Annotated in this window: 27 protein-coding genes, 3 tRNA genes, 1 other RNA gene and 1 pseudogene; 24 read left to right on the top strand and 8 right to left on the bottom strand. The window is 41.2% G+C overall.

Going from position 1 to position 20,584, the window contains the following annotated elements:
* Positions 1-5 precede the first annotated feature (5 nt).
* From GWK48_RS05300 to GWK48_RS05285, 4 genes are all read left to right on the top strand, one after another.
* Positions 6-521, top strand: a complete 516-nt coding sequence (locus GWK48_RS05300) for a transcription factor (RefSeq protein ID WP_174632570.1) — start codon at positions 6-8, stop codon at positions 519-521.
* Positions 499-1,464, top strand: coding sequence for a DNA cytosine methyltransferase (locus GWK48_RS05295; protein WP_174630273.1), 966 nt, complete (start codon positions 499-501; stop codon positions 1,462-1,464). Before GWK48_RS05300 ends, GWK48_RS05295 begins: the two co-directional genes overlap by 23 nt.
* Positions 1,448-1,879, top strand: a complete 432-nt coding sequence (locus tag GWK48_RS05290; protein WP_246263934.1) for a RecB-family nuclease — start codon at positions 1,448-1,450, stop codon at positions 1,877-1,879. The genes GWK48_RS05295 and GWK48_RS05290 overlap by 17 nt, the downstream gene beginning before the upstream one ends.
* 326 nt (positions 1,880-2,205) lie before the next feature.
* Positions 2,206-2,280 (top strand) — tRNA-Val (locus tag GWK48_RS05285).
* A 218-nt stretch (positions 2,281-2,498) separates the two neighbouring features.
* On the opposite strand, the gene GWK48_RS05280 is transcribed toward GWK48_RS05285, so the two are convergent.
* Positions 2,499-2,573 (bottom strand) — tRNA-Arg (locus GWK48_RS05280).
* A gap of 53 nt (positions 2,574-2,626) precedes the next feature.
* Between GWK48_RS05280 and rpiA the strand changes: the two genes are divergently transcribed.
* The 8 genes from rpiA (at position 2,627) to rnpB (ending at position 5,882) form a co-directional block, all read left to right on the top strand.
* Entirely contained in the window at positions 2,627-3,325 is a 699-nt protein-coding gene (rpiA, locus tag GWK48_RS05275) for a ribose 5-phosphate isomerase A (RefSeq protein ID WP_174630269.1), read from the top strand.
* The gene (locus GWK48_RS05270; RefSeq protein WP_246263921.1) at positions 3,315-3,638 is read left to right on the top strand and encodes a metal-binding protein; all 324 of its coding nucleotides are present in this window, start codon (positions 3,315-3,317) and stop codon (positions 3,636-3,638) included. The genes rpiA and GWK48_RS05270 overlap by 11 nt, the downstream gene beginning before the upstream one ends.
* Complete coding sequence (locus GWK48_RS05265) at positions 3,631-3,804, top strand: hypothetical protein (protein ID WP_174628445.1); 174 nt, start codon at positions 3,631-3,633, stop codon at positions 3,802-3,804. Before GWK48_RS05270 ends, GWK48_RS05265 begins: the two co-directional genes overlap by 8 nt.
* Entirely contained in the window at positions 3,794-4,129 is a 336-nt protein-coding gene (locus GWK48_RS05260) for a transcription elongation factor (protein ID WP_174630267.1), read from the top strand. Before GWK48_RS05265 ends, GWK48_RS05260 begins: the two co-directional genes overlap by 11 nt.
* Positions 4,083-4,838, top strand: a complete 756-nt coding sequence (locus tag GWK48_RS05255) for a phosphoglycerol geranylgeranyltransferase (protein ID WP_174632566.1) — start codon at positions 4,083-4,085, stop codon at positions 4,836-4,838. The genes GWK48_RS05260 and GWK48_RS05255 overlap by 47 nt, the downstream gene beginning before the upstream one ends.
* On the top strand, positions 4,839-5,012 hold the full coding sequence (locus tag GWK48_RS05250) for a preprotein translocase subunit Sec61beta (RefSeq protein ID WP_174630265.1): 174 nt from the start codon (positions 4,839-4,841) through the stop codon (positions 5,010-5,012).
* A 40-nt stretch (positions 5,013-5,052) separates the two neighbouring features.
* Complete coding sequence (locus GWK48_RS05245; protein WP_174630263.1) at positions 5,053-5,577, top strand: CBS domain-containing protein; 525 nt, start codon at positions 5,053-5,055, stop codon at positions 5,575-5,577.
* 2 nt (positions 5,578-5,579) lie between these two features.
* An RNA gene (gene rnpB / locus GWK48_RS05240) (RNase P RNA component) lies at positions 5,580-5,882 on the top strand.
* Between the two features lie 4 nt (positions 5,883-5,886).
* On the opposite strand, the pseudogene GWK48_RS05235 reads toward rnpB, so the two are convergent.
* Positions 5,887-6,375, bottom strand: a pseudogene (locus tag GWK48_RS05235) (DUF367 family protein); the annotation flags it as partial.
* Between the two features lie 55 nt (positions 6,376-6,430).
* Here GWK48_RS05235 and GWK48_RS05230 point away from each other — a divergent pair.
* The gene (locus GWK48_RS05230) at positions 6,431-6,679 is read left to right on the top strand and encodes an Lrp/AsnC family transcriptional regulator (RefSeq protein ID WP_174632564.1); all 249 of its coding nucleotides are present in this window, start codon (positions 6,431-6,433) and stop codon (positions 6,677-6,679) included.
* 11 nt (positions 6,680-6,690) lie between these two features.
* Positions 6,691-7,923, top strand: a complete 1,233-nt coding sequence (locus tag GWK48_RS05225; RefSeq protein ID WP_174630254.1) for a tRNA(Ile)(2)-agmatinylcytidine synthase — start codon at positions 6,691-6,693, stop codon at positions 7,921-7,923.
* A 265-nt stretch (positions 7,924-8,188) separates the two neighbouring features.
* Here GWK48_RS05225 and GWK48_RS05220 read toward each other — a convergent pair.
* Positions 8,189-8,262 (bottom strand) — tRNA-Ala (locus GWK48_RS05220).
* A gap of 305 nt (positions 8,263-8,567) precedes the next feature.
* Here GWK48_RS05220 and GWK48_RS05215 point away from each other — a divergent pair.
* Together GWK48_RS05215 and GWK48_RS05210 are read left to right on the top strand one after the other, a co-directional pair.
* On the top strand, positions 8,568-9,758 hold the full coding sequence (locus tag GWK48_RS05215) for a Cdc6/Cdc18 family protein (protein ID WP_174630252.1): 1,191 nt from the start codon (positions 8,568-8,570) through the stop codon (positions 9,756-9,758).
* The gene (locus GWK48_RS05210; RefSeq protein WP_246263920.1) at positions 9,727-10,254 is read left to right on the top strand and encodes an endonuclease dU; all 528 of its coding nucleotides are present in this window, start codon (positions 9,727-9,729) and stop codon (positions 10,252-10,254) included. The genes GWK48_RS05215 and GWK48_RS05210 overlap by 32 nt, the downstream gene beginning before the upstream one ends.
* Here the strand turns inward: GWK48_RS05210 and GWK48_RS05205 are convergent.
* The 4 genes from GWK48_RS05205 to cyaB are packed head-to-tail and all read right to left on the bottom strand — an operon-like array spanning position 10,233 to position 12,971.
* Positions 10,233-11,153 (bottom strand): acyl-CoA thioesterase, encoded by a 921-nt coding sequence (locus GWK48_RS05205; protein WP_174630250.1) that lies wholly within the window; start codon positions 11,151-11,153, stop codon positions 10,233-10,235. The genes GWK48_RS05210 and GWK48_RS05205 overlap by 22 nt on opposite strands.
* Positions 11,154-11,158: 5 nt before the next feature.
* Positions 11,159-11,680 (bottom strand): nicotinamide-nucleotide adenylyltransferase, encoded by a 522-nt coding sequence (locus GWK48_RS05200; protein ID WP_174632560.1) that lies wholly within the window; start codon positions 11,678-11,680, stop codon positions 11,159-11,161.
* Positions 11,635-12,387 carry an SAM hydrolase/SAM-dependent halogenase family protein gene (locus tag GWK48_RS05195; protein WP_246263933.1) on the bottom strand — a complete coding sequence of 251 codons (753 nt, stop codon included), beginning with the start codon at positions 12,385-12,387 and terminating at the stop codon, positions 11,635-11,637. Before GWK48_RS05195 ends, GWK48_RS05200 begins: the two co-directional genes overlap by 46 nt.
* A gap of 50 nt (positions 12,388-12,437) precedes the next feature.
* Positions 12,438-12,971, bottom strand: a complete 534-nt coding sequence (gene cyaB / locus GWK48_RS05190) for a class IV adenylate cyclase (RefSeq protein ID WP_174630246.1) — start codon at positions 12,969-12,971, stop codon at positions 12,438-12,440.
* Between cyaB and GWK48_RS05185 the strand changes: the two genes are divergently transcribed.
* From GWK48_RS05185 to GWK48_RS05155, 8 genes are all read left to right on the top strand, one after another.
* Positions 12,972-13,985 carry an RsmB/NOP family class I SAM-dependent RNA methyltransferase gene (locus GWK48_RS05185; protein WP_174630245.1) on the top strand — a complete coding sequence of 338 codons (1,014 nt, stop codon included), beginning with the start codon at positions 12,972-12,974 and terminating at the stop codon, positions 13,983-13,985.
* The gene (locus tag GWK48_RS05180) at positions 13,964-14,473 is read left to right on the top strand and encodes a hypothetical protein (protein WP_174630243.1); all 510 of its coding nucleotides are present in this window, start codon (positions 13,964-13,966) and stop codon (positions 14,471-14,473) included. Before GWK48_RS05185 ends, GWK48_RS05180 begins: the two co-directional genes overlap by 22 nt.
* Before the next feature lie 65 nt (positions 14,474-14,538).
* The gene (gene radA, locus GWK48_RS05175) at positions 14,539-15,513 is read left to right on the top strand and encodes a DNA repair and recombination protein RadA (RefSeq protein WP_174630242.1); all 975 of its coding nucleotides are present in this window, start codon (positions 14,539-14,541) and stop codon (positions 15,511-15,513) included.
* 40 nt (positions 15,514-15,553) lie between these two features.
* Positions 15,554-16,063 (top strand): HIT family protein, encoded by a 510-nt coding sequence (locus tag GWK48_RS05170; protein ID WP_174632558.1) that lies wholly within the window; start codon positions 15,554-15,556, stop codon positions 16,061-16,063.
* Between the two features lie 26 nt (positions 16,064-16,089).
* On the top strand, positions 16,090-17,301 hold the full coding sequence (gene ilvA, locus GWK48_RS05165; protein ID WP_174630240.1) for a threonine ammonia-lyase: 1,212 nt from the start codon (positions 16,090-16,092) through the stop codon (positions 17,299-17,301).
* A gap of 240 nt (positions 17,302-17,541) precedes the next feature.
* Positions 17,542-17,826, top strand: coding sequence for a transposase (locus GWK48_RS11455; protein WP_343044007.1), 285 nt, complete (start codon positions 17,542-17,544; stop codon positions 17,824-17,826).
* Between the two features lie 105 nt (positions 17,827-17,931).
* Positions 17,932-18,294 (top strand): transposase, encoded by a 363-nt coding sequence (locus GWK48_RS11450; RefSeq protein ID WP_246263918.1) that lies wholly within the window; start codon positions 17,932-17,934, stop codon positions 18,292-18,294.
* A gap of 153 nt (positions 18,295-18,447) precedes the next feature.
* The gene (locus GWK48_RS05155) at positions 18,448-19,413 is read left to right on the top strand and encodes an Lrp/AsnC family transcriptional regulator (RefSeq protein ID WP_174630238.1); all 966 of its coding nucleotides are present in this window, start codon (positions 18,448-18,450) and stop codon (positions 19,411-19,413) included.
* A gap of 144 nt (positions 19,414-19,557) precedes the next feature.
* Here GWK48_RS05155 and GWK48_RS05150 read toward each other — a convergent pair whose 3' ends face one another.
* Entirely contained in the window at positions 19,558-20,376 is an 819-nt protein-coding gene (locus tag GWK48_RS05150) for a prephenate dehydratase (RefSeq protein ID WP_174630236.1), read from the bottom strand.
* Between the last annotated feature and the right edge of the window lie 208 nt (positions 20,377-20,584).

Raw genomic sequence — 20,584 nt, 5'->3', positions numbered from 1 at the left:
AGCTGATGAAAAGTATAGCAAAAGATCTTCTAGGAGACGACGTGCTAGATGTGTTCTCATTTCTTTTAGACAACAGATCAGAACTTACGGATGAGGATATGGCTAACAAACTTAACATTAAAGTTAACGAGGTCAGGAAAAAATTATACTTACTAGCTGAGCATGGACTTGTAAGCTACAGGAGAACTAGAGACAAAGAAACCGGCTGGTATGTCTACTACTGGAAAGCCAATGTGGATCAGATAAACGAGTTACTTCTCTCTAGAAAGAGAGAGATCTTAAACAAGCTTAGGGCCAGGCTAGAATACGAAAGCACGAATGAGTTCTATATTTGCCCTGAGGATAAGAGCAAATACACGTTTGAGGAGGCGTTCGAGAATGAGTTCAAGTGTCCTAAATGCGGAGTTCAGTTGACGTATTATGACTCTGCTAAAATGAAGGAATTCCTAGAATCCAAAATAAGAGAGATAGAAGAGGAAATCGAAAGGGAGACTAAGATTGGGAACCCCGAAAGTAGTTGACCTATTTTCTGGAGCAGGAGGGTTTGGAAGAGGATTTAGAGACGCTGGGTTTCAAGTAAGTTTATCTGTGGAGATTAATCATGCTGCAGCTAGGACATACTCAGCAAATTTTCCTGATTCTACTGTATTGGAGGAGGACGTTAGGGATATCACGGGTAGGGATCTAGTTAGAGAGTTGGGGAGAGAGCCAGACGTCCTCATTGGTAGCCCACCGTGCGAACCCTTTACCGGAGCCAATCCGCTTAGATTGGACAACCCGTTAGATAGGTTGTACCTGGATGAAAGGGGATCGCTGACTCTCGAATTCATTAGATTGGTAGGAGAGCTTAGACCTAAGGTCTTCGTTATGGAAAACGTACCCTCTATCGTAGAAACTAAAGAGTTGAGAGAAGCCCTTGTTCATGAATTTAGGAAAGTAGGGTATGAGCCATTTTTTAATTTTATGAGGGCAGAGGATTACGGTAACCCTTCCAAGAGGGCTAGAATCTTTATTTCGAATGTTAAAATCGAGATCCCCTTTAGGCAAAGGAAGAGTGTATGGGACGCTATAGGAGACCTAGAGTCAAGACACGACGTTCCAAATCACGAAATAACGGAGGTAAATGAAAGAAAAATCAAGGAAATGGCAAATCTTTCTTACGGGGATTACATGACAATGTTCAGAGGGCATAAAAAAGACATACCGCTTCACATTAGGTTAGACCCATTCGATATTTCGCCCACTGTATTGGGCAATTCTAGGTTTGTACATCCCTTCCATTCCAGATATCTTACGGTAAGGGAACAAGCTAGGCTTATGTCTTACCCGGACGATCATATATTTTATGGAAGCAAGGAAGAGCAGTACAATCAAGTGGGCGAGGCTGTACCAGTAGTCTTATCAAGAGGAATAGCCTCAACTATAATGGTGCAGGTATTTGGGATTAATGGTAGCAATACATAATGTAACCAGTGCTCAGAGATTAGTGGATTTCGCAAAATTGACTTTTGGGTTTAACATAGATAGGCTAGTAATAACCAAAATAGGAGGGACAGCTGCGCAGGCAGGAATACCTGATGTAGGAAGAATTGCTGTGAAATTAGGTAAGTCAATCATGGTTTTACCAGACCTAAAGGACGCAATAGAACTACTTAGTCCAAGGAAAGTTTATCTGATGTCTCCCTTAGCCGAAAGAGAGATCGATTATGTAGATTACAAGGATAATTCCTTGATAGTATTCTCTGGAATTGAGAATGGGTTTACGAAGATAGAACAGTCTTTAGGAGAGTACGTAAATATAAAAGGTATGAAAGGTGATCCAGGTCCCATAGCTTATGCGGGGGCTGTACTTTACTGCACTTTAGCTCTGCAAAAATAATCTTAACTGTATCTATGTTATAAATTTAACAATAGATATTAATTTTAATTAATAAAACTGTTTAGAATTTAAATGGTATCGATCTCATATCTTCTGATTGAGGAATTTATTGGGGAACCACTCACACTAAATTTTTCCATCATAGAATAAAGAGGCGTGACTAAGCTGACGTAGAACACTTAGTTTTATCTCTTTTCTCCTAACAAGACGTTACCCAGTTAGGATCTGTAGAAGTATGTCAGAAACTTATTAATACTATTATCTAACAATTCACATAGCTTAGCCTCTTACAGCACATATCTGCCCAGAGTGCTGTAAGATGGAATGGGCCCGTCGTCTAGCCTGGTTAGGACGCTGGCCTTACAAGCCAGAGGTCTTGGGTTCAAATCCCAACGGGCCCACCTCGTTTAGTTAAATTCCAAAGTGTTGCTAATGAGTTAGACTTGTTAGAGGCGTTTTACGGCATGAATCTCATATCATTGGCGAAGTTTTAGCGAACTTTTAAAGCGGTAAATTAGGGCATCGGAAGACCGGAATATTAATGGCTTCATCCATACCTTAACTCTTGTGTTTAGATCTTTCCAAATCTGAAAGAATTAATATGAACCTGATCAAGATGCGGACCCGGGGGGATTCGGACCCCCGACCTAGGGCTCCGAAGGCCCTCGCTCTATCCTGGCTGAGCTACGGGTCCGCGGGTTGTTGTCGTAATTTATTTTTTAAGACTATTTAACCTAAACAGTCAAGATGTATGATCCCAAGGAGGTTGTAGCTAAATACGCCCTATCCTTAATTGAAGATAGGAAAGTAATAGGTTTGGGAACCGGTAAGACTGTTCGTAAATTAATAGAGCTCTTAGCTAAGGAGGGATATTTAGAACACAGATCTTTCATAACAAGTTCGGTCGATACTGATCTCCAAGTCTCTAAAATATCCCCTACGTCGGTTATTTCACCCTTCTCCGGAGTAATTCCAGAAATATACATTGATAGTTTTGATTTTTTAATTGAGGGAGAAAAGGGTAAGATCCTTATAAAGGGTGGTGGCGGTGCCCTATTAAGAGAAAAGGTTCTATCATTTTTTTCTAAATATAGAGTATTTATAGGAGAAACTAGTAAAATGTTTTCAGGAATCGCTGTTAACGTCCCTGTGGAGATAGTACCTGCGGCTTTCTCGCTAGTTAGAGATAGGCTCTCCTTCTTAGGTTTTAGACCAACTCCCAGAGAGTCAAATGGAAAGATCGGACCCTTAGTTACAGACAACGGAAATGTGATAATCGATATCTATCTGCCCACAGATGATTTGTGCGATAAGGAGAAAGAATTGAGAGGTATACCGGGCATTGTAGAAACAGGTATATTCTGTGAAAATTTATATGATACGATAGTTGTTGGTGACGAAGAGGGAAGAATCCAGGTATTCCAAAGAGGCAGAGATGGCAGTTAAGGAGGGTAGGATAGTCCACCTGAGAAATACAGATAATGGTTCTTCAGTTTTCATTTTTTTATCTAAAGAATCAGGTTTCCATAAGGACCACATCGTCGGGGAGAGAAGTTGCGATTGCGAGTATTTCCTATTCTCTACCATATACAAAGAAAAGGACGTCTGCGTACACATTAAAACCTTCATTATTGCCTCTAGACGAGAGGATTTTGTGAAGCTCTATGTTAGCGACCTGGACTTTAAGGAGATATTGACCGAGATATTTGCATACGGGAAATCCTTAAAACTAAGAAAACTACTCTCTCTTCGTGAGTGACTTGGCACTAGACTTGGCACTTATTCAGATAACGCTCATAGGGGCAGTAGTGGTAGTCCTTGGAAGTGTCACCTACATAGTGTTTGAAGATATACTTATTGGGATTCCTAAGAAACAAGAGGTTAAAGTGAAAAAAGGAAGAAAAGGTGGCTCAAGTGGGAGGTAAAAGAAAAAAGAGAACTAAAATAGTAAGAGCGAAACCTAAGCTTCCCAAGACCTTTGAATGTCCTAGGTGTGGTAAGATATCGATTACAGTGGAGTTCGAGGATAAGGACTCCAGGTCTAAAATGGCTGAGATAAGATGCGGTTCTTGTGGTCTGAAAACCGAATTAGAAATACCTTCTATTTATGACGAAGCCAACGCTTATGGTAGATTCATTGACCTCTATCTAGAGGGAAAGTTGGAAATAAAAGAGGATGGAGAGCATATAGTGAATGAAGGCAATGAAGACGAAGGGAAAGGTAGCGAACTATCTTCAGAAACTAATTGAGGATGGTCATCCAATTCATTTTTCTTTAATTGACCCTGAGAAAGTCACAGACATAGATCTACTGGATAGGGTAACTTCTAGACTGTATAAAGCAGGAACTTCAGCTTTTCTCATAGGAGGAACGCTAGGTGTCTCTAAGGAGAAAATGGACGCAACCTTAACCGTTCTTAGAAACTACGATATACCGAAGATAATTTTCCCAAGTAACATTAACCTAATAACTGAGAAAGCTGATGCCCTACTCTTCATGTCACTCCTCAATTCAGATGATTTATATTACGTAATAGGCGCTCAAGTTTCTGCATCCTTAATAGTCAAACTAGCCAAATTGGAGGCCATTCCAACAGGTTACCTGATTGTTGGGCACGGTGGAACTGCTGCCCATATAGGAAGAGCCAGAGTAATACCATATGACAATCCGGAGTTGGCCCTAGCCTACGCCTTAGCAGCAGAGTACATGGGAATGGAGTATCTATACCTAGAGGCAGGTTCTGGAGCTCCGGAGACAGTTAGGCCAGACATGATTAGGATTGTATCGAGCTCTTCTGGGATAAATCTAATAGTTGGAGGAGGAATAAGATCCCCTGAAAGGGCTACTGAACTAGTCAAAGCTGGTGCTAAGGCCATAGTAACTGGAAATATAATTGAAAGCGATAGCGAAAGAGCAATAAAAATAATAGAGTCGATACAGAAAGTTAATGTGAGTTAGATGCCCTCCAGTAAGAAGAAGAAAGAAAACGTGCCTATGATGTCAATGGCCGGTTTAATAAGGTACTATGAAGAGGAACACGAGAAGTACAAAGTTGACCCTATCTATGTAATAATAGGTAGCGTGATCCTGGTAGCAGTGATCGTGGCTGTAACTAAAATAATTCCACCTTAGGTCACCTAAATTGTTTCCTAATTTTTCTGATATCAGAAAAATGAGGGAGATGGCTGGTCTAACTCAGTACGAGTTAGCTAGGAGAGTAGGAGTGTCTCAGTCGCTTATTGCAAAAATAGAGTCAGGAAAGATAGACCCAAAGCTATCCATTATAAAGAAGATTTTAGATGAACTTGTTCCGTTAGTAGAAGTTAACGACTCGGCTGTGAATATTATGCATAGACCAGTGATTTGCGTAAAGACCAGCGAAACTATAAGAAACATAGTAACCATGATGGAAGAGCATAACATATCTCAAATACCTGTAGTGAACTCCCATGACAAACTAGTGGGGATGATTTACGATTTCATACTCATGAGAAAACTAGCCCTTCCTTCGTCCAAGGGATTTAGGGCATCAGACGTTATGGCCCCACTCCCTCCACTTGTCAGTCCTTCAACACCCATAAGTCAGATAATGAAGCTCCTCACTAAACATTCAGTAACCTTGGTGGTTGAGGGAGATTTAATTCCGGTAGGAATCATAACCAGAAGCGATTTAATAGGGTACTTATCAAGAAAGTAGTTGGGAGCCCAGCAGGGGGTTACGGGAAACTGAGGAAACTCCAGCCTCTAGCCTAGGGGGAGTCCCATGAGGGACGTGGGTAGCCCCTACGACAACCGCACAGAAACGATACCCTCCACTGGCGAAATGAAGATGAACACTGGTCTCAATCTCGGTGACGAGATGGGACGTGGGAGACGTCATTGGAGGGTTGAAACGGCGGATCTCCCCTTGAGCAAGTCGAGGAGGAGATAGGTCAAGGTGACTCCTCAAATACGCAAAGCCAAATCCCCCAATACAGAAGCTGGGTTATTGCTGTGGCTCCCCCTTTACCTTCTCCAAAAATTCCCTCTCAACCTCGGCTATGTCTGACTCCTTTTTCCCTCTGTAAGCCTCCAATAGTTCCTTATTTATCTCAAGAAAGGTCCTGCCCCACTTCATAACTGAGGCTAGCCTTAGAGAAAAATTCACCTCGTCAATGATATAAAATGATGCTATGGAGGCCTCCAAGGACGAGAGCCTATAGGGTTTGAAGTAGTTAACAGGGTTTCCAGCAAAAAGGATTGGAAGCCTTCTCCCGTTCCTAAGAAATTTCTGGAAGAACGATCCCTCAGATCTGTTCCATGAAGAATCTAAGATGGACAGTCCCTTGGTTAACACTATCTCCTTGTCTTCCATAGATAAGATCTTGTCGGAAACTGGATTTAGGACGATCCCTCTAGGCCTATCAACCTTCTTCGCAAGACCTAGTCTTACCATTTTCCTACCAGTACATTTAGAAGGATCGTCCTCCCCAAATTCTAAAACGAAGATAGACAATAAGTATCGTAAAGTTCTTATAACTTTATATTTATTAAAACTTGTGGGAAAGAACTTGGTAACCGCGATCGTACTCATAAATACAGATCCTGGAGGAGAGGAAGAGGTGTATAATAAGTTGAAAAGTATGAACGAGATATCAGAGACGTACATAGTATACGGAGTTTATGATATTGTAGCTAAGCTAGATTCACCAGACATGGATAGTTTGAGGAACTTTATTAGTAATAATATCAGAAAGTTGCCTAAGGTTAGATCAACCCTTACTATGATTATTATGGAAGGCAAGGTTCAAAAGAAATAGATTGAACTAAGATGAGCAGGTATTACATAGGTATTGACGACCACGACTCCCCAGAAAGAGGCTGTACAACACATTTTTCATTTATTCTTATCAAAAAGCTTGAGAAATTGAACGTGAAGTTGGTTGGGTATCCCAACCTGGTCAGGCTAAACCCAAATATACCTTGGAAAACCAGAGGGAACGCTGCGGTCTCCTTAACCATAGAGACCGATAGGGATCAAAAGGAACTTCTCGATATAATCTGGAACGAATCACTTAGCTACGTTCATGAGATATCTAAGGGACCGCTCTATAAGAGGTCTCCTGGAGTCGCCGTAGTAAGGGGAAATAGGGAATCCCTGAATTCTTTTTACTGGAAAGCCGTTTCAGACGTGGTTACTCCTGAGTATCTTAAGATAGTTTTGAACAAATTCCAAATCTCTTGGATTGGAGGAAGAGGAGTTATAGGATCCCTCGCAGCAATTGGATTTCAAGGTACAGAAGGGACATTTGAGCTACTGACTTACAGGAAAGAGACCAACTGGGAGAGGAGGCGGGACTTGGATCTAAACTCCCTCGTAGAGTACGACGAAAGGTTTTTCCCTAAGGTCTACGCCAACGTTGACTATGTGGAGAAATCACCTATGATTCTATCCCACGGTAAAGACCCGGTCTTTTTCGGACTAAGAGGAACTGAACCGGACATACTGCTAAAGGGAGTCCAAATGTTACGGTTTAATGAGGAAATCGAAGGATATCTAATTTTCAGGACAAATCAGGGATCCGATGACCATCTCAAGATCCTAGGCTCCCATCCCTATCAAAGTGGAGGAGAAGAGTTGGTTGTAAAGTCTACGAGAGTGTTGGAGGGCGGAGACAGTGAAATTATTACAGATAAAGTTCCAGTTATTGTTTACAAAGAAACCGGGGAGTTAAATGCCGCATCAAGACTGCTTAAGACCGGAGACGTAATCAGGGTCTATGGTGCATTAAAGCCCTCGAGAAAATTCGGGTTAATTTTGGAGGCTGAGAGGATGGAAGTCATCGATCTGAAGAGGGACCTAGTATATCTAAACCCTAAATGTCCCACCTGCAACGGTTCCTCTGAATCTTTGGGGAGAGGGAAGGGTTTTCGATGCAGGCGCTGTGGTTTCAGATTTCATGGTGAGAAGCAAGTTAGAGAGGTCGACAGGAAACTTTCATTGGGACTTTATCAGACTAGGAAGTACAGGCACCTAACTAGGCCTATCTTTTGGATACAATGAGGTGGACATTACTTCAGAAGAACTATAGTTCCATTTTACCTCCTTAACTCTTATTGTGGGATCCAAGATCAAGTTGAGAAAGAAGAGGAACAATGTGAGTATACTTTCCAATCTCCACCTTAACGAGGTTGACTACGTTATATATCAATTCTCCTTCTGTAGCCACATAATTTCGATATATAAATATCGTCAAGTCTAGCCTAGGCTTTAGGTTAAGTATTAACTAGTTTTTACCCAAAATTAATTGTGAAATAAACATCTTTAGTGGACCGGCCGGGATTTGAACCCGGGACCTCGCGGATGCCAACCGCGCACTCTTCCAGGCTGAGCTACCGGCCCATTAATACATCAACCTCTTCAATTTATAAATTTACGCATGGTCACACAGTAGGGCAGATCTACCCCTCAGTTTCCAGTGGAAACTCCTATGTCTGGCCTAGACTCTGTCTAAGTTCCGCTTTATACAAACCGATAAACTCTCCCTTACTAACCAAACCTTGACAGATTATGCTCTCCAGTGGAAATAGAGGGGTCCATGAGAATTCTTTAGGTTCTCCAGTGGAAATAGAGGGGTGTTTTACTCCCCGGTTATAATTAAACAGGCACTAACGTTTATAGTGTCTCTAGTTGAAGCAACCTAGTGTATGAGTGATATAATAGACGAAGTGCTGTCTTCGGTAAGGGAATCCTTCATATTCAAAAATCGAGAGTACCTTCTTCCTGATTACGTCCCTGAGGAACTCCCGCATAGGGAAAATGAGATTAAGAAGCTCGCTAGTATTTTAGTTCAGTTATACAGAGGGGAAAGACCGAGTAATACGTTTATTTATGGGTTGACCGGGACAGGAAAGACGGCTGTAGCTAAATATGTTTTGGCAAATCTTCAGAAGAAAATTAAAAATTTTGATTACATATATGTCAATTCTAGGCAGAGTGATACACCGTATAGGATTTTGGCAGATATCATTGAGATATTGGGGAACAAGGTCCCATTTACAGGGCTCTCAACAGCTGAGCTTTATAGGAGAATAGTGAAATTATTAGAAAGGACTGATAAAAACATAATTATAGTTTTGGATGAAATAGACGCACTGGTTAAAAAACATGGGGACGACATCTTGTACAAATTAACTAGGGTCAACTATGACATACATAAAAGCAAGGTGTCCATTGTAGGTATAACTAATGACGTGAAATTTATTGATGGATTGGATCCTAGAGTAAGGAGTAGCCTTGGTGAGGAAGAGTTGGTCTTCCCTCCTTATAATGCTGACCAGCTGGAAGAGATACTTAAGAAGAGAGCTAACATGGCCTTCAGAGAGGGGGTGATTTCAGATTCCATAGTAAGGCTTTGCGCAGCCCTTGCAGCCAGAGACCACGGAGACGCCAGAAGGGCCTTAGATCTACTTCGAGTTTCTGGAGAGATTGCGGAGAGGGAGAAAAAAAGGGAGGTTTCTCATGAGGAAGTTGAGAAGGCCAGAATAGAAATTGAGAGGGATAGGGTATACGAGGTCATAGCAACTCTCCCATTTCACTCTAAGTTAGTCCTCCTCTCTATTCTAAAGGGGTTATCTAAACATGACAGTCTGACTACTGGAGAGATCTACGAGATCTATAAGGGCCAGGCCCTCTTTACAGGATCTGAATTCGTCACTCAAAGGAGGGCTAGTGATATTATTAATGAGTTGGATATGCTGGGAATAATTTCAGCCAAGGTAGTTAATAGGGGTAGGTATGGAAAAACTAAGGAAGTTACGTTAGCTGTAGACAGTAACATAGTTCTTAAGGCTTTGTTGGAGAGCGATGAGAGATTTGTTGATATCTGGCGTAGATGACGGTTTCTTCCCCCTTTCCTATAAGGGAAGGAGAGGAAAGGCTCCCCTTATTGTAACCCTCTATGAAGACCTGTACTTTAAGGACGTGAAGATAGACTTCATTACAGTTGACGGGGATGACGGCACTGAAGTGTTTGAGAGGATTAGCTGGGGGGTTACAACAATATTTGACGGAATTACTTACGCCGGTTTCAATTATATTGTACCTAGGAGGAACTACATTCTATTTTATGGAGGGAAGCCTAATCTACAAAAGGTAGAGCTAGCCCTGGAAAAACATTTCCATGATAGAAGGAAGGAGATTATACTAAACTTCATAAAGAACTTAGTAAGAATTGAAACAAGGAACGGACCGGTGTATATAGAGTCCGACCTAGAACTTAGGTACGCCAAGGGAATAATAGAGAGGTATCAATTAGTCTCTAAGTATCCAGAACCAATCAGGTTGGCCCACGTTATAGGTAGGACTGTGGGTCACTGGCACTCCCGCTGCTGAAGTGTCTTCCCTATCTTTATTCTTTCCTCCCTTTCCTTCAATCTCATTTCCATGATTCTCCTTTCGTATTCCGATGCTGGTTCAAGCTTATTAATTGGTCTGGGCTTTCCTTGGTCATCTATGGCAACGAATGAGAAAACAGTTCTTCCCACTAAAGTCTTAGTGCCTCTGAAGTGATTTATAGCGAATATCTTAGCCCCTACATCAAGAGATGTATTTCCAGTATACTCTATGGCCCCCTGGATTTCCAAGATATCTCCTATCCTCACAGGGTTGAGAAAGTCCACAGCTCCTGCACTAGCGGTGAAGGTGTTTCCCTTGGAATAGAGTTTTGCTACGATGGCCAACGCTTCGTCAAGCATGGTATACATCTTTCCAGCGTAAAGTATCCCATTAGTAAACCCATGTTCAGGGTAAATTGTCCTAATGTAACTCCTTCCAAAGGTCATGCCGGGGAGAAGTTCCGATGTATCCTCTGCGGTTAATTTTTTCCTCTCCAACCTCCTTGCTCTCCTGAGCTCAGCATCGGGATTGGACGGTATCTCAGCCTTTATGGGTCTAGGTCTGCCGTTTTCATCCACTGCCACGTAACTCATAAGACCGATGGCACCAAGCTCTTCCTTTCCGTTTCTCTTTATGCATCCCCTAACCTCGATTTCGACCGAGCTCCTCCAGGAGGCCTTGGCTTCGGCTATTACTCTGACTACATCATCAATTCTAGCGGGCTTAACCAAGTAAAGGTAATCCACAGAGGCCAAAAGATAATTCCCCTGGCTAACACTGGACATTAATATCCCAGCGGAGTCGATTAGCCAACTCATGTATATTCCTCCATGGAGAGAGCCAAAGTGGTTTGTATGCCAAGGAAAAACGTTATAGAACGTCTCAGTCCTATACAAACATTTCACCTCTTATCAGTACCTGTTATTTCCCTTAATCTTTCGTCACCTTTTATACTTTTTATGAAAGTATAGACTTCGTTGGGGACAAGGTCGCTCCATTCCTCTCCGGTTATGATGTACTTTCTTATTAAAGTTGAATTATATTTCTCCCGTTGGAAGGAGGGTGGAACTAAAATATCGTTTCCAGCCTCCCTAAAAAGCCTCAGAACCAATGGGTTTCTGGCCACAACGGTTTGGAAACTGGGAACGTACATCCTTACGTGATAAGCCCAAACATTATTCATGAGAATGTCGGGGATGGGGATAAGGTAATATCTATCTCCAGGAATTCCCTCATTATTCATTGCTTTCCTAATCATTTCTACTCTCTCGCCAGCGGTAAAGGGGTTGGACAGAGTGTGACTCTCTTGAGCACTCCCTATCAAGATGATAAGTTCATCTACTCTCTCCAAACTCCACTTGACTACACTTAGGTGCCCTAAATGAAAGGGCTGAAATCTTCCAGGATAGATTGCTCTACGCAGATCTCATCACCTTCTTTCACATTAAGGACTACTGAGGCATCTGCCTTATTTAATCCTAGTTCAAGAAAACCGTAACCATTTCTGTATAGAAGGAGGTCTTTTTCGCTGTCCTGAAAGGTCTTAGCAGTTAACACAACGAAGCGTTTTCCTCCAGTCTCAATCTCTGCCATTTGACCTTGCTTGACCTTTACGTTTTTGATCCCAAGGCTTACGTTCCCAAAATGGTCAACGTAAAGCACTTTGGTGCAGATCTTCTCGTTGTTTCTATATGACCCTAAATCTAATTTTTGGATTTGCTCTTTTTTAAGCTGGTTTCCGAACGTGTCCAACGGGACCTTCAAGGAAATCAAAGCTGCTGTGATGGAAAAGATGTCCCTTCCGTGGAAGGTGTTTGATATCTCTTTGGCGAGATAAATTTTCCTATTACTTATTTCTACTGCACTTATAATTCCATCCTCGATCGAGGCGGGGTAAAGGACTCCATTGTCAGGTCCAACGAAGTGATAGTTGTTAGTTCTGATTATGATCGCCTTCCTACTGGTTCCAACTCCAGGATCTATAACAGTAAGAAAGATCGTATTCTTTCTGAAGTATCTGTAGGATGTATATAGCAAATATGAGCCAGCAATTACGTTAAAATTCTTAGCATTGGGAGAAATATATGTTATATCTACATGTCTATTAAACTTCTTAATTACAGCCTCCATAACTCCATTGTAATTGTCTGAGGCACCAAAGTCAGTTAATATTGCTACTGTCAACTTTTTCCTACCCTCATTTCAAGATATGATTTATATATTATATCTCCTTTTATTTTAAATTTTTCTCTAAAGTTGTTAAAGAAGTTCATCAACTCATCCTCCGATACATTGATCCCTTCAATCTCAAGGAAGTCTCCAAGATCCTCTACAGAATCTATACAAACCGTAAATCCGTTCTTTTTCAGGAGTTTCCTTCTCTTCTTTATGGTGAAGACTGCTCTATACCCCAATTTCTCAAGTATTTTAAGCATCCCGTTCTTATCGTCCAGGGTAACTGTGACCTCCTCCCTAGACTTGCTTTTGGTTCCTAGTCTAGGTCCCTTATATGTGAGTTCAGCTCGACCGTTCACTAACCTAAGTCTAAGTGCTTCATCAGTTTTCCTGAAATCTTTGTTCTCGCCATTCAAGTATATGTCCTCATGAATTTCCTCTCCTTCATAAGTGTAGCCTTCCTTTAGAAGGGTATTAAGGAACGCTTCAGGATCTATTGTTAGTTTTACTTTTATCTCCCTTTCTACAACATCGGTCATATGGTGAATGGGATTGAGTACTATCTAAAAAAGAATGAGGAAAAGCTGTTTTCCTATAAAATCGGAGAAGAAGAGGAAAAACTAGCTGAGAAGTACGGTGTACTAAGTTACATGGTAGATAGGTACCTAAACTTTCTGGGAAGTAAAACAGAGGACTTCCTTTCGTCCTGCTCGGTACCGCTGAAACAAGTGGTGAGGTGCAACACCTTGAAAACCGACTGTGACAAACTAGTCGATTTATTAAGCGAAAGAAAATTTTCGCTCTCAAAAATTGGTTGGAGTAAATTTGGCTATGAGGTAAAGAAATCCCCTGAGAGACCCTCTTTAGGAGCTACCTTGGAATACATGAAGGGGTTCTATTATATTCAAGGAAAAGCCTCTTTGATACCACCCGAGGTTCTATCTCCCAGCGAAGAGGATATAGTTCTAGATATGGCGTCCTCACCAGGGGGCAAAACAACCCATATGGCCCAGTTGATGAAAAATAGGGGTCTGATAATAGGACTTGAAAAAAACCAGAGAAGGATACAAAAAATAAAATCTAACTTGTCCAGGTTAGGTGTAGCTAACACTATTCTGTTTCAGATGAATGGTGAAGATGTACTTAGGTTAGGATTATCCTTTGACAAGATTTTGCTGGATGCTCCATGCTCAGGAGAAGGTTTAATGCCACTTGATCCTCTTAGAAAGACGAGGACCCAACCAGAAGATTTAAAGAAATTTCTAAAGACTCAATTAGAGCTTCTGGTCTCAGCGTACAAAGCGCTAAAGAGAGGTGGAAGACTAGTATATTCTACATGCAGTGTAGCCCCTGAAGAAGACGAATTTGTTGTAAATTTTGTTGTAAAATATATGAATGCAAAAATAGAGAGGATAAGCGGTTTTCCTGCAGAGAGGGGCCTAACGGTGTACAAGGGAATAGAGTTTGAGCGTGAGATAGAGGACTGCATTAGAACATATCCTCACTCCAACGGGATGGAGGGATTCTTTGTATGTTCCATAAGAAAGGAATAGATTTTGAGGAAGTTGACTTAGGAGCCATTAAATCAATACTACACACCATAGGTTTAATCTATGGTTGTAAAGAAATAACAGAATTATACTCATTTAACTTTTATAAACTTAACGGAATTATATACGGGTTCAACGGAAAAGTTCCTGATATCATCAAGCAGAAGGTCGGGTTATCGGAAATCCCAAAACCGAGCCAGTTGGGAATACCTTTGCTAATGGTAACTGAACGAAAAGTTGTTCCCATGTTGCCTTTAGGTCAATACATGGTGAAGGCATGTCACAACGTGATACATCTTCCTGAAGCTTTAGCGAGCAAGGTGCTATATGGTAAAACTGTAATTATCAAAGATAGCTACTCTTTCTGGCGGGGCCTACTTCGGGACAAGAGAGGGGACTTCTTAGCTTTCTTGAAGCTAAGGAAGTTAGGAAATGAAACGGAGATAATACCAGAATTAGATATAGGATGGTATTTAAGGGAGGGAGGATAGTATAGGATAAGTATTTATTGTTATGGTTTAATGAGTATGAATTAGAAGATTGAGTGTGATAAGAAATGGCAGACCAGGTAGAGGAGAAGAAAAAGATCAAGACCATTAAAGATCTTTCTGGAGTTGGACAAGCGTTATTGGGAAAACTTACGGAGGCAGGTTATTCAACATTGGAGTCAATCGCTGTCGCCTCGCCGCAGGATCTAAGCACAGCTGCTGGAATACCGTTAACAACAGCACAGAGAATAATTAAGGAGGCTAGAGATGCGCTAGATATAAGGTTCAAAACGGCCCTAGAAATAGAACAAGAGAGAGCCAACGTAAAGAAGATAACCACAGGGAGCCAGGCTTTGGATGGCTTGCTAGGGGGTGGAATAGAGACCAGGACCATGACCGAGCTATTCGGGGAGTTCGGTTCAGGGAAAACTCAGATCTGTCATCAAGTCTCCGTTAACGTCCAGCTTCCCCCCGAGAAGGGAGGATTGTCTGGAAAAGCGTTATATATAGACACTGAAGGTACCTTCAGGACAGAAAGGATAAAGGCCATGGCATCAGCTATAGGCTTGGATCCAAAAGAAGTACTCCAGAACATCATGAGCATCAGAGCCATTAATACTGACCATCAGATTGCCATAGTTGAGGAACTACAAGATATCATAGCGAGGGACGAGAGTATCAAGCTGATCGTAGTGGATTCAGTTACCTCTCACTTCAGGGCTGAGTATTCAGGGAGAGAAAACCTCGCAGTTAGACAGCAAAAATTAAACAGGCACCTTCATCAACTTGTTAGGCTTGCGGAAATATATGACCTAGCAGTAATAGTTACTAACCAAGTTATGGCTAGACCTGACATGTTTTATGGCGATCCCACAGTAGCAGTAGGTGGGCACACGTTATACCACGTGCCGGGAATAAGAGTTCAAATAAAGAAAAGTAGAGGAAATAGAAGGATAGCCAGGATGGTTGACGCACCTCATCTCCCAGAAGGAGAGGTGGTTTTCAGCATAACTAATACAGGCATAAGGGACGCCGAAGAGTAAAAACAGCTTTATAGTCCTTCACTTCAGATTAATGAGGAACATGGATCATTTATGGGCTCCTTGGAGGTCTAAGTACATCGCCGATGCATCCAAGGGTAAACAGGAAGGTTGTTTATTCTGTAGGGTAACTCAAGAGACAATGGATAAGGAAAACTTGTTAGTTTGTAGGGGGAGGAAGTCGTTTATAATTCTCAATAAATATCCATACAATCCAGGCCATTTGATGGTAGTGCCTTATAGGCACTTACCTTCGCTCGAATTGTTAGAGAAGGATGAAGCAATGGAGATATTCGCCTTTACTTCTAGGGCATTAAAAGTCCTAAGGGAGATATACTCTCCCGATGGATTCAATGTTGGAATAAACATAGGAAGAATCGCAGGTGCAGGTATAGATCAACACGTTCACGTTCACGTGGTTCCTAGGTGGAGCGGTGATGCTAATTTCATGCCTGTTATAGGGGACACCAAAGTTCTTCCTGAGACATTAGATGAAACATATAAGAAATTGAGAACCTCATCTATATGTGGTGAAGAGGTCTTCGATCGCTGATAAATGATGAAGGCAGGGTTTTCCTGATGGAAATAAAACAAATTCAGCAAAATATTCGCAAAACTAGAGAGCTAATAAGCCCTTACATTCACGAAACGCCAGTGGATCACTCAACCACTTTTTCGAGGATGACTGGATCTCAAGTTTTCTTGAAACTGGAGAACCTTCAAAAGACAGGCTCTTTCAAGGTTAGGGGAGCGTTTAGCAAGATCTTGAACATGAAGCAAGAGGAAAGAGAGAAAGGGGTCATTGCAGTTTCAGCTGGGAATCATGCCCAGGGAGTTGCTTACGCTTCTATGTCACTTAATATCAGGTCAGTTATAGTGATGCCCGAGACAGCACCTGTGTCAAAGTACAGGGCGACGAAGGGATATGGAGCCGAGGTCATTCTGTACGGTAGGTATATCCACGAAAGCATGAAAAAGGCTGAGGAATTAATAAGAGAGAGAAATCTAACATTGGTTCACCCTTACGATGATCCATACGTTATTGCAGGTCAGGGGACGCTTGGATTAGAAATAGCCAAAGAGAAACCAGATGTAGTGGTGGTTCCCATAGGGGGTGGAGGACTAATATCTGGAATATCGCTAGCGTTGAAGGAAGTTAGTAATAATATCAAGGTAATAGGAGTACAGTCTTATGCCTCTCCGTCCTTGAAGATCTCCAAAGATCTAGGAAGGCTAACTGAAATAGAACCGTCATACTCCATTGCAGACGGAATTTTAGTCAAATCTCCCTCTAATTTAACCTTTGATATTATTTCAAATTATGTAGATGATATAGTTCTTGTGGACGATGATGAAATTGCTTCAGCCCTGGTATTATTGATGGAAAGAAATAAGGCGGTAGTGGAACCTGCAGGCGCCTCCTCTCTGGCAGCTTTGTTAAGCGGAAAAGTGAATATAAGGGACAAGAAAGTGATGGTCGTCTTAAGTGGAGGAAACATTGATATGTCGTTGCTAGCTAGAATTATAGACAAAACACTTTATAAAAGTAAAAGAATTGTAAAAGCTAGAGTTATTGTCCCAGACAAACCTGGCTATCTCAATAGAGTTCTAAGCCATATTGCGCAGATAAGAGGTAACATAATAGACGTTATCCATGATAGGGTAAGTAGCGATGTTCTGCCAGGATACACGAAGATATACGTTATGTTCGAGGTTGCTGAGCAAGAAGTCTTAGGGAAGTTTATTGTAGATCTTCAAAACGAAAATATTGAAGTCAAATTAGTGGAGTGAGTTTCATAAACTGACAAAGTGATAACTTTACTGGATCAAAACTTATGTAAAAATTGTTTCAGTTGACTTAATATTAAGTTATATATTCTCTATAAAATTTTAATAAACTATATAATCAGCTCGTCACTGATAATAGAAAGACAAACCTTGGCTTTAAAGGTGGGGTTAAAGTTTTTAAACAATTTTCCATATACTCCTAGGCTAGAGATACATATTGAAGGGAACAAGTTCTAGGCTTGCATCCATGTAGACGTTGGGAGGGTCACTGCTAAGAAGAGTAATAAGCCAATTAAGGGCTCCCTCATCGTCCACGGTGAAAGGGACAAGGTTCAGGTCGAGACACCTAAAGGTGATAAGGTAGTGTCCATAGACCTTGGTGTAAACATGTTAGCAACAGTTGTAGTCAACGATGGAACTGTCCTATTTTACCGTGGTTCTACTGTAAAGCCAGACTACTTCTACTTCCAGAAAAAGACGGCTGAACTAGACAAGCTAAAGAGAAGCAGAAAAGATCCAGGGACTTAACGCTAGAGATGAAGTGCTAAAGGAAAGGGAAAGAGTATTTATGGAGCTCTACCGTAGACTCCTTCACTACTACAGGACTTTAGCTTCAGACCCAGCTAAGATGTTATGGCGACTAGGCGTTTCAACAGTCTACGTAGGCACCCTTACTCCATCTCCCAGGACAAGGGCACCAGGTTCACCGTGAACATCTGGTCTTACCGTAAACTTGTCCATGCTATAATGTACAAGCTCCACCGGTATGGTATAGAGACATCCTTGGTGGTTGAGTATAACACCTCAAGGGTGGTTGAGTATAACACCTCAAGATCCTGTGCTTTCCACGGCATTAAGACCGAGAGGAAGCCTAGGGGGATGGCCACTTGTCCTTTAAGTCACAGACTAGACAGCGACGTCAACGGTCCTCTGAACATAATAAATTCGGGAATAAAGAAAATACTAGACAAGCTGAAAAAGCCCTCTCCTTCTTAGTCTCATCCAACGGAGTAAATCCCGTAAAGGAGAGTAATGCTTTAGACCGTGGCAGAACCCTCGGCCTTTAAGGCAAGGAGGAGGTCAAATTTAAGAACCCTATTTATTTGCAACTAGGTCAGGTTTTTAACTTCCACCCGTAGAATATATTTTATGAATATCGATAACAACCAGGCAAACCTTTTGATGGAACTTCAGTATAATTTTCCGTTAACTACGAACCCATTTCAAGTAATAGCTGATAAACTGAAAATGTCTCAAGATTATGTAATAAGCCAGACTACGGCACTTATTGACGCTGAAGTGATCAAGAGAGTAGGAATGTATGTAAATTTTAGGTCTAAGGGGATGGAAGGCGCATTAATTGCAGCCTCCATTCCTCTAGAAAACTTAGAGAAATTTAGGAGGGAAGCCCTTCATATCAGGGAACTTACACATAACTTCGTAAGGAATCATCCTAGATATAATGTATGGTATGTCCTTAAAGCAGATTCTAAAGAATCTCTAGAACGTAGGGTTAGAGACTTAATGGAAGATGTTAGGGCTGAGGATTATGTTATTCTTTTCTCTAAAAAGAACTTAAAGTTAGCTGTAAAGTATGATATTATTAGGGGGATATCATGGAGCAAGAGTGAGAGAACCCCTGATAAGATTCCTACTGCCGAGGAATTGGGCTTAAACATGGAATTTTTGAAAGCCTTATCGCTTCCTTTGCCAATCACAGAGAGACCATTCAAACATCTAGCTGAAAAGTTTGCATACACTGAGGAGGAACTAGTGGATTTACTTCAGGAGTTGAGAAAGAAGCATGTAATAAAGGATTACGGCGCAACATTGAACGGTGACAAGGTAGGAATAAACGAGAACGCCATGCTATTAATAAATACGGAGAATATTGAGGACTCTTGTACAAGGATTGCTGACAACCTCCACGAGGCAACCCATGTTGTGCTAAGGGAAAGCAACAAACGTTGGGACTACCTTTGCTACTGTATGTTACATGGAAGGGATAAGCAGGTTATTAGGGAGGCATCGCTCAATGCTATACGGATAACCGGAGCAAGGAGTTATATGCTACTTTACAGTCTTGAAAACCTAAAGCCAGGGATAGTCATGTAAACTCCTTCCTAGTATTATACTGACTTCCTCTACGTCCTATAGGCCGTGGTTTTTCGTCAATTGTAAGGTTAGAGAGACGCTGAATTGGTATAGAGTAATGATTATATTTATAAGTCGCACCGTTCTTAAAAAGAAAAGAATTTACTAATCGTGTTTTACACTGTTAAGCATTTTGTAACTACCTCTTATCTTGAGCTCATTTGTAACTTCCTTTAGCTCTCTAACTAAACCCAGCTTTTCCGCGGTGTCCACATCCCCCTCAAACTCTAGGTAAAAGTAATAGTTCCACGGAACTATTTTAGTAGGTCTAGAATAAATCATGGACAAATTAATATTATATATATAAAATTTTTCTAAAACCTTGTATAGGGCGCCTGGAACGTCAGGAATTGTGAATAGGACGATTGTTCGATCCCCAATAGACGTGTAGTTTTTTGATATTACAAGAAACCTTGTTATATTAACTCCGTCCTCTATTCCGCTCAATACTGACTTCAGTCCATATATATTTGCAGCAAATTCTGAGCAAATAGCTGCAGAGTCTCGTTCCTCCGAAGCTAATTGAGCAGCTTTTGATGTACTTTCCACTGGTATGAAATTGGTCAGACCCATTTTGCTCAGGGTATTCCTTGCCTCGTGGATCGCATGACTGTGAGAATATATTTTCTTTACATCACTTAGCCTAGTTCCATTTCTAACAGCCAATACCAGCTTTATTCTCATATCGATTCTATAATTTACAAATACTCCATTCCATTTATACAAGTTATCCAGGGTCTCATTGACTGGGCCTTCCAACGTATTTTCTACTGGTACTACCCCAATCGAGCCTTCATTGGCAACCTTCTCAAATATTTCAGATATAGACTTTGCTTCCACATGCAAACCGGACATGTTTAATGACGCTTCATGGGAAAAACTACCCTTAGGTCCTAAGAAGTAAATTCCATTTGGATCAACCAATAGCGTAGAAGATTTAATAATATATAAGAATTTTGTGTCTCAAGACAGGCTAAGCAATATACAGAAAGGTGTATCACAACGGAAATTTCATGCCAATTTCTTTAAAGTCATGATATCTCTTCTGTATTGCCTAACAGTATCCATTATTTTCGGATTATTTTATCAAGTTTAGGGATTACTATCAGATATTTTCAATTAAGACAGTGGA

It is taken from the genome of Metallosphaera tengchongensis (assembly GCF_013343295.1).
GTDB classification, from domain to species: Archaea; Thermoproteota; Thermoprotei_A; order Sulfolobales; family Sulfolobaceae; genus Metallosphaera; species Metallosphaera tengchongensis.
This window is presented reverse-complemented; position numbering and strand designations above follow the sequence as displayed.

Coding starts and splice junctions, on each gene's coding strand:
- GWK48_RS05300 (WP_174632570.1), top strand. CDS start 6: ATGAAAAGTATAGCAAAAGATCTTCTAGGAGACGACGTGCTAGATGTG.
- GWK48_RS05290 (WP_246263934.1), top strand. CDS start 1,448: ATGGTAGCAATACATAATGTAACCAGTGCTCAGAGATTAGTGGATTTC.
- rpiA (WP_174630269.1), top strand. CDS start 2,627: ATGTATGATCCCAAGGAGGTTGTAGCTAAATACGCCCTATCCTTAATT.
- GWK48_RS05270 (WP_246263921.1), top strand. CDS start 3,315: ATGGCAGTTAAGGAGGGTAGGATAGTCCACCTGAGAAATACAGATAAT.
- GWK48_RS05255 (WP_174632566.1), top strand. CDS start 4,083: ATGAAGACGAAGGGAAAGGTAGCGAACTATCTTCAGAAACTAATTGAG.
- GWK48_RS05250 (WP_174630265.1), top strand. CDS start 4,839: ATGCCCTCCAGTAAGAAGAAGAAAGAAAACGTGCCTATGATGTCAATG.
- GWK48_RS05245 (WP_174630263.1), top strand. CDS start 5,053: ATGAGGGAGATGGCTGGTCTAACTCAGTACGAGTTAGCTAGGAGAGTA.
- GWK48_RS05225 (WP_174630254.1), top strand. CDS start 6,691: ATGAGCAGGTATTACATAGGTATTGACGACCACGACTCCCCAGAAAGA.
- GWK48_RS05215 (WP_174630252.1), top strand. CDS start 8,568: ATGAGTGATATAATAGACGAAGTGCTGTCTTCGGTAAGGGAATCCTTC.
- GWK48_RS05210 (WP_246263920.1), top strand. CDS start 9,727: ATGAGAGATTTGTTGATATCTGGCGTAGATGACGGTTTCTTCCCCCTT.
- GWK48_RS05195 (WP_246263933.1), bottom strand. CDS start 12,387: ATGGAGGCTGTAATTAAGAAGTTTAATAGACATGTAGATATAACATAT.
- cyaB (WP_174630246.1), bottom strand. CDS start 12,971: ATGACCGATGTTGTAGAAAGGGAGATAAAAGTAAAACTAACAATAGAT.
- GWK48_RS05185 (WP_174630245.1), top strand. CDS start 12,972: ATGGTGAATGGGATTGAGTACTATCTAAAAAAGAATGAGGAAAAGCTG.
- GWK48_RS05180 (WP_174630243.1), top strand. CDS start 13,964: ATGTTCCATAAGAAAGGAATAGATTTTGAGGAAGTTGACTTAGGAGCC.
- radA (WP_174630242.1), top strand. CDS start 14,539: ATGGCAGACCAGGTAGAGGAGAAGAAAAAGATCAAGACCATTAAAGAT.
- GWK48_RS05170 (WP_174632558.1), top strand. CDS start 15,554: ATGGATCATTTATGGGCTCCTTGGAGGTCTAAGTACATCGCCGATGCA.
- ilvA (WP_174630240.1), top strand. CDS start 16,090: ATGGAAATAAAACAAATTCAGCAAAATATTCGCAAAACTAGAGAGCTA.
- GWK48_RS11450 (WP_246263918.1), top strand. CDS start 17,932: ATGGCGACTAGGCGTTTCAACAGTCTACGTAGGCACCCTTACTCCATC.
- GWK48_RS05155 (WP_174630238.1), top strand. CDS start 18,448: ATGAATATCGATAACAACCAGGCAAACCTTTTGATGGAACTTCAGTAT.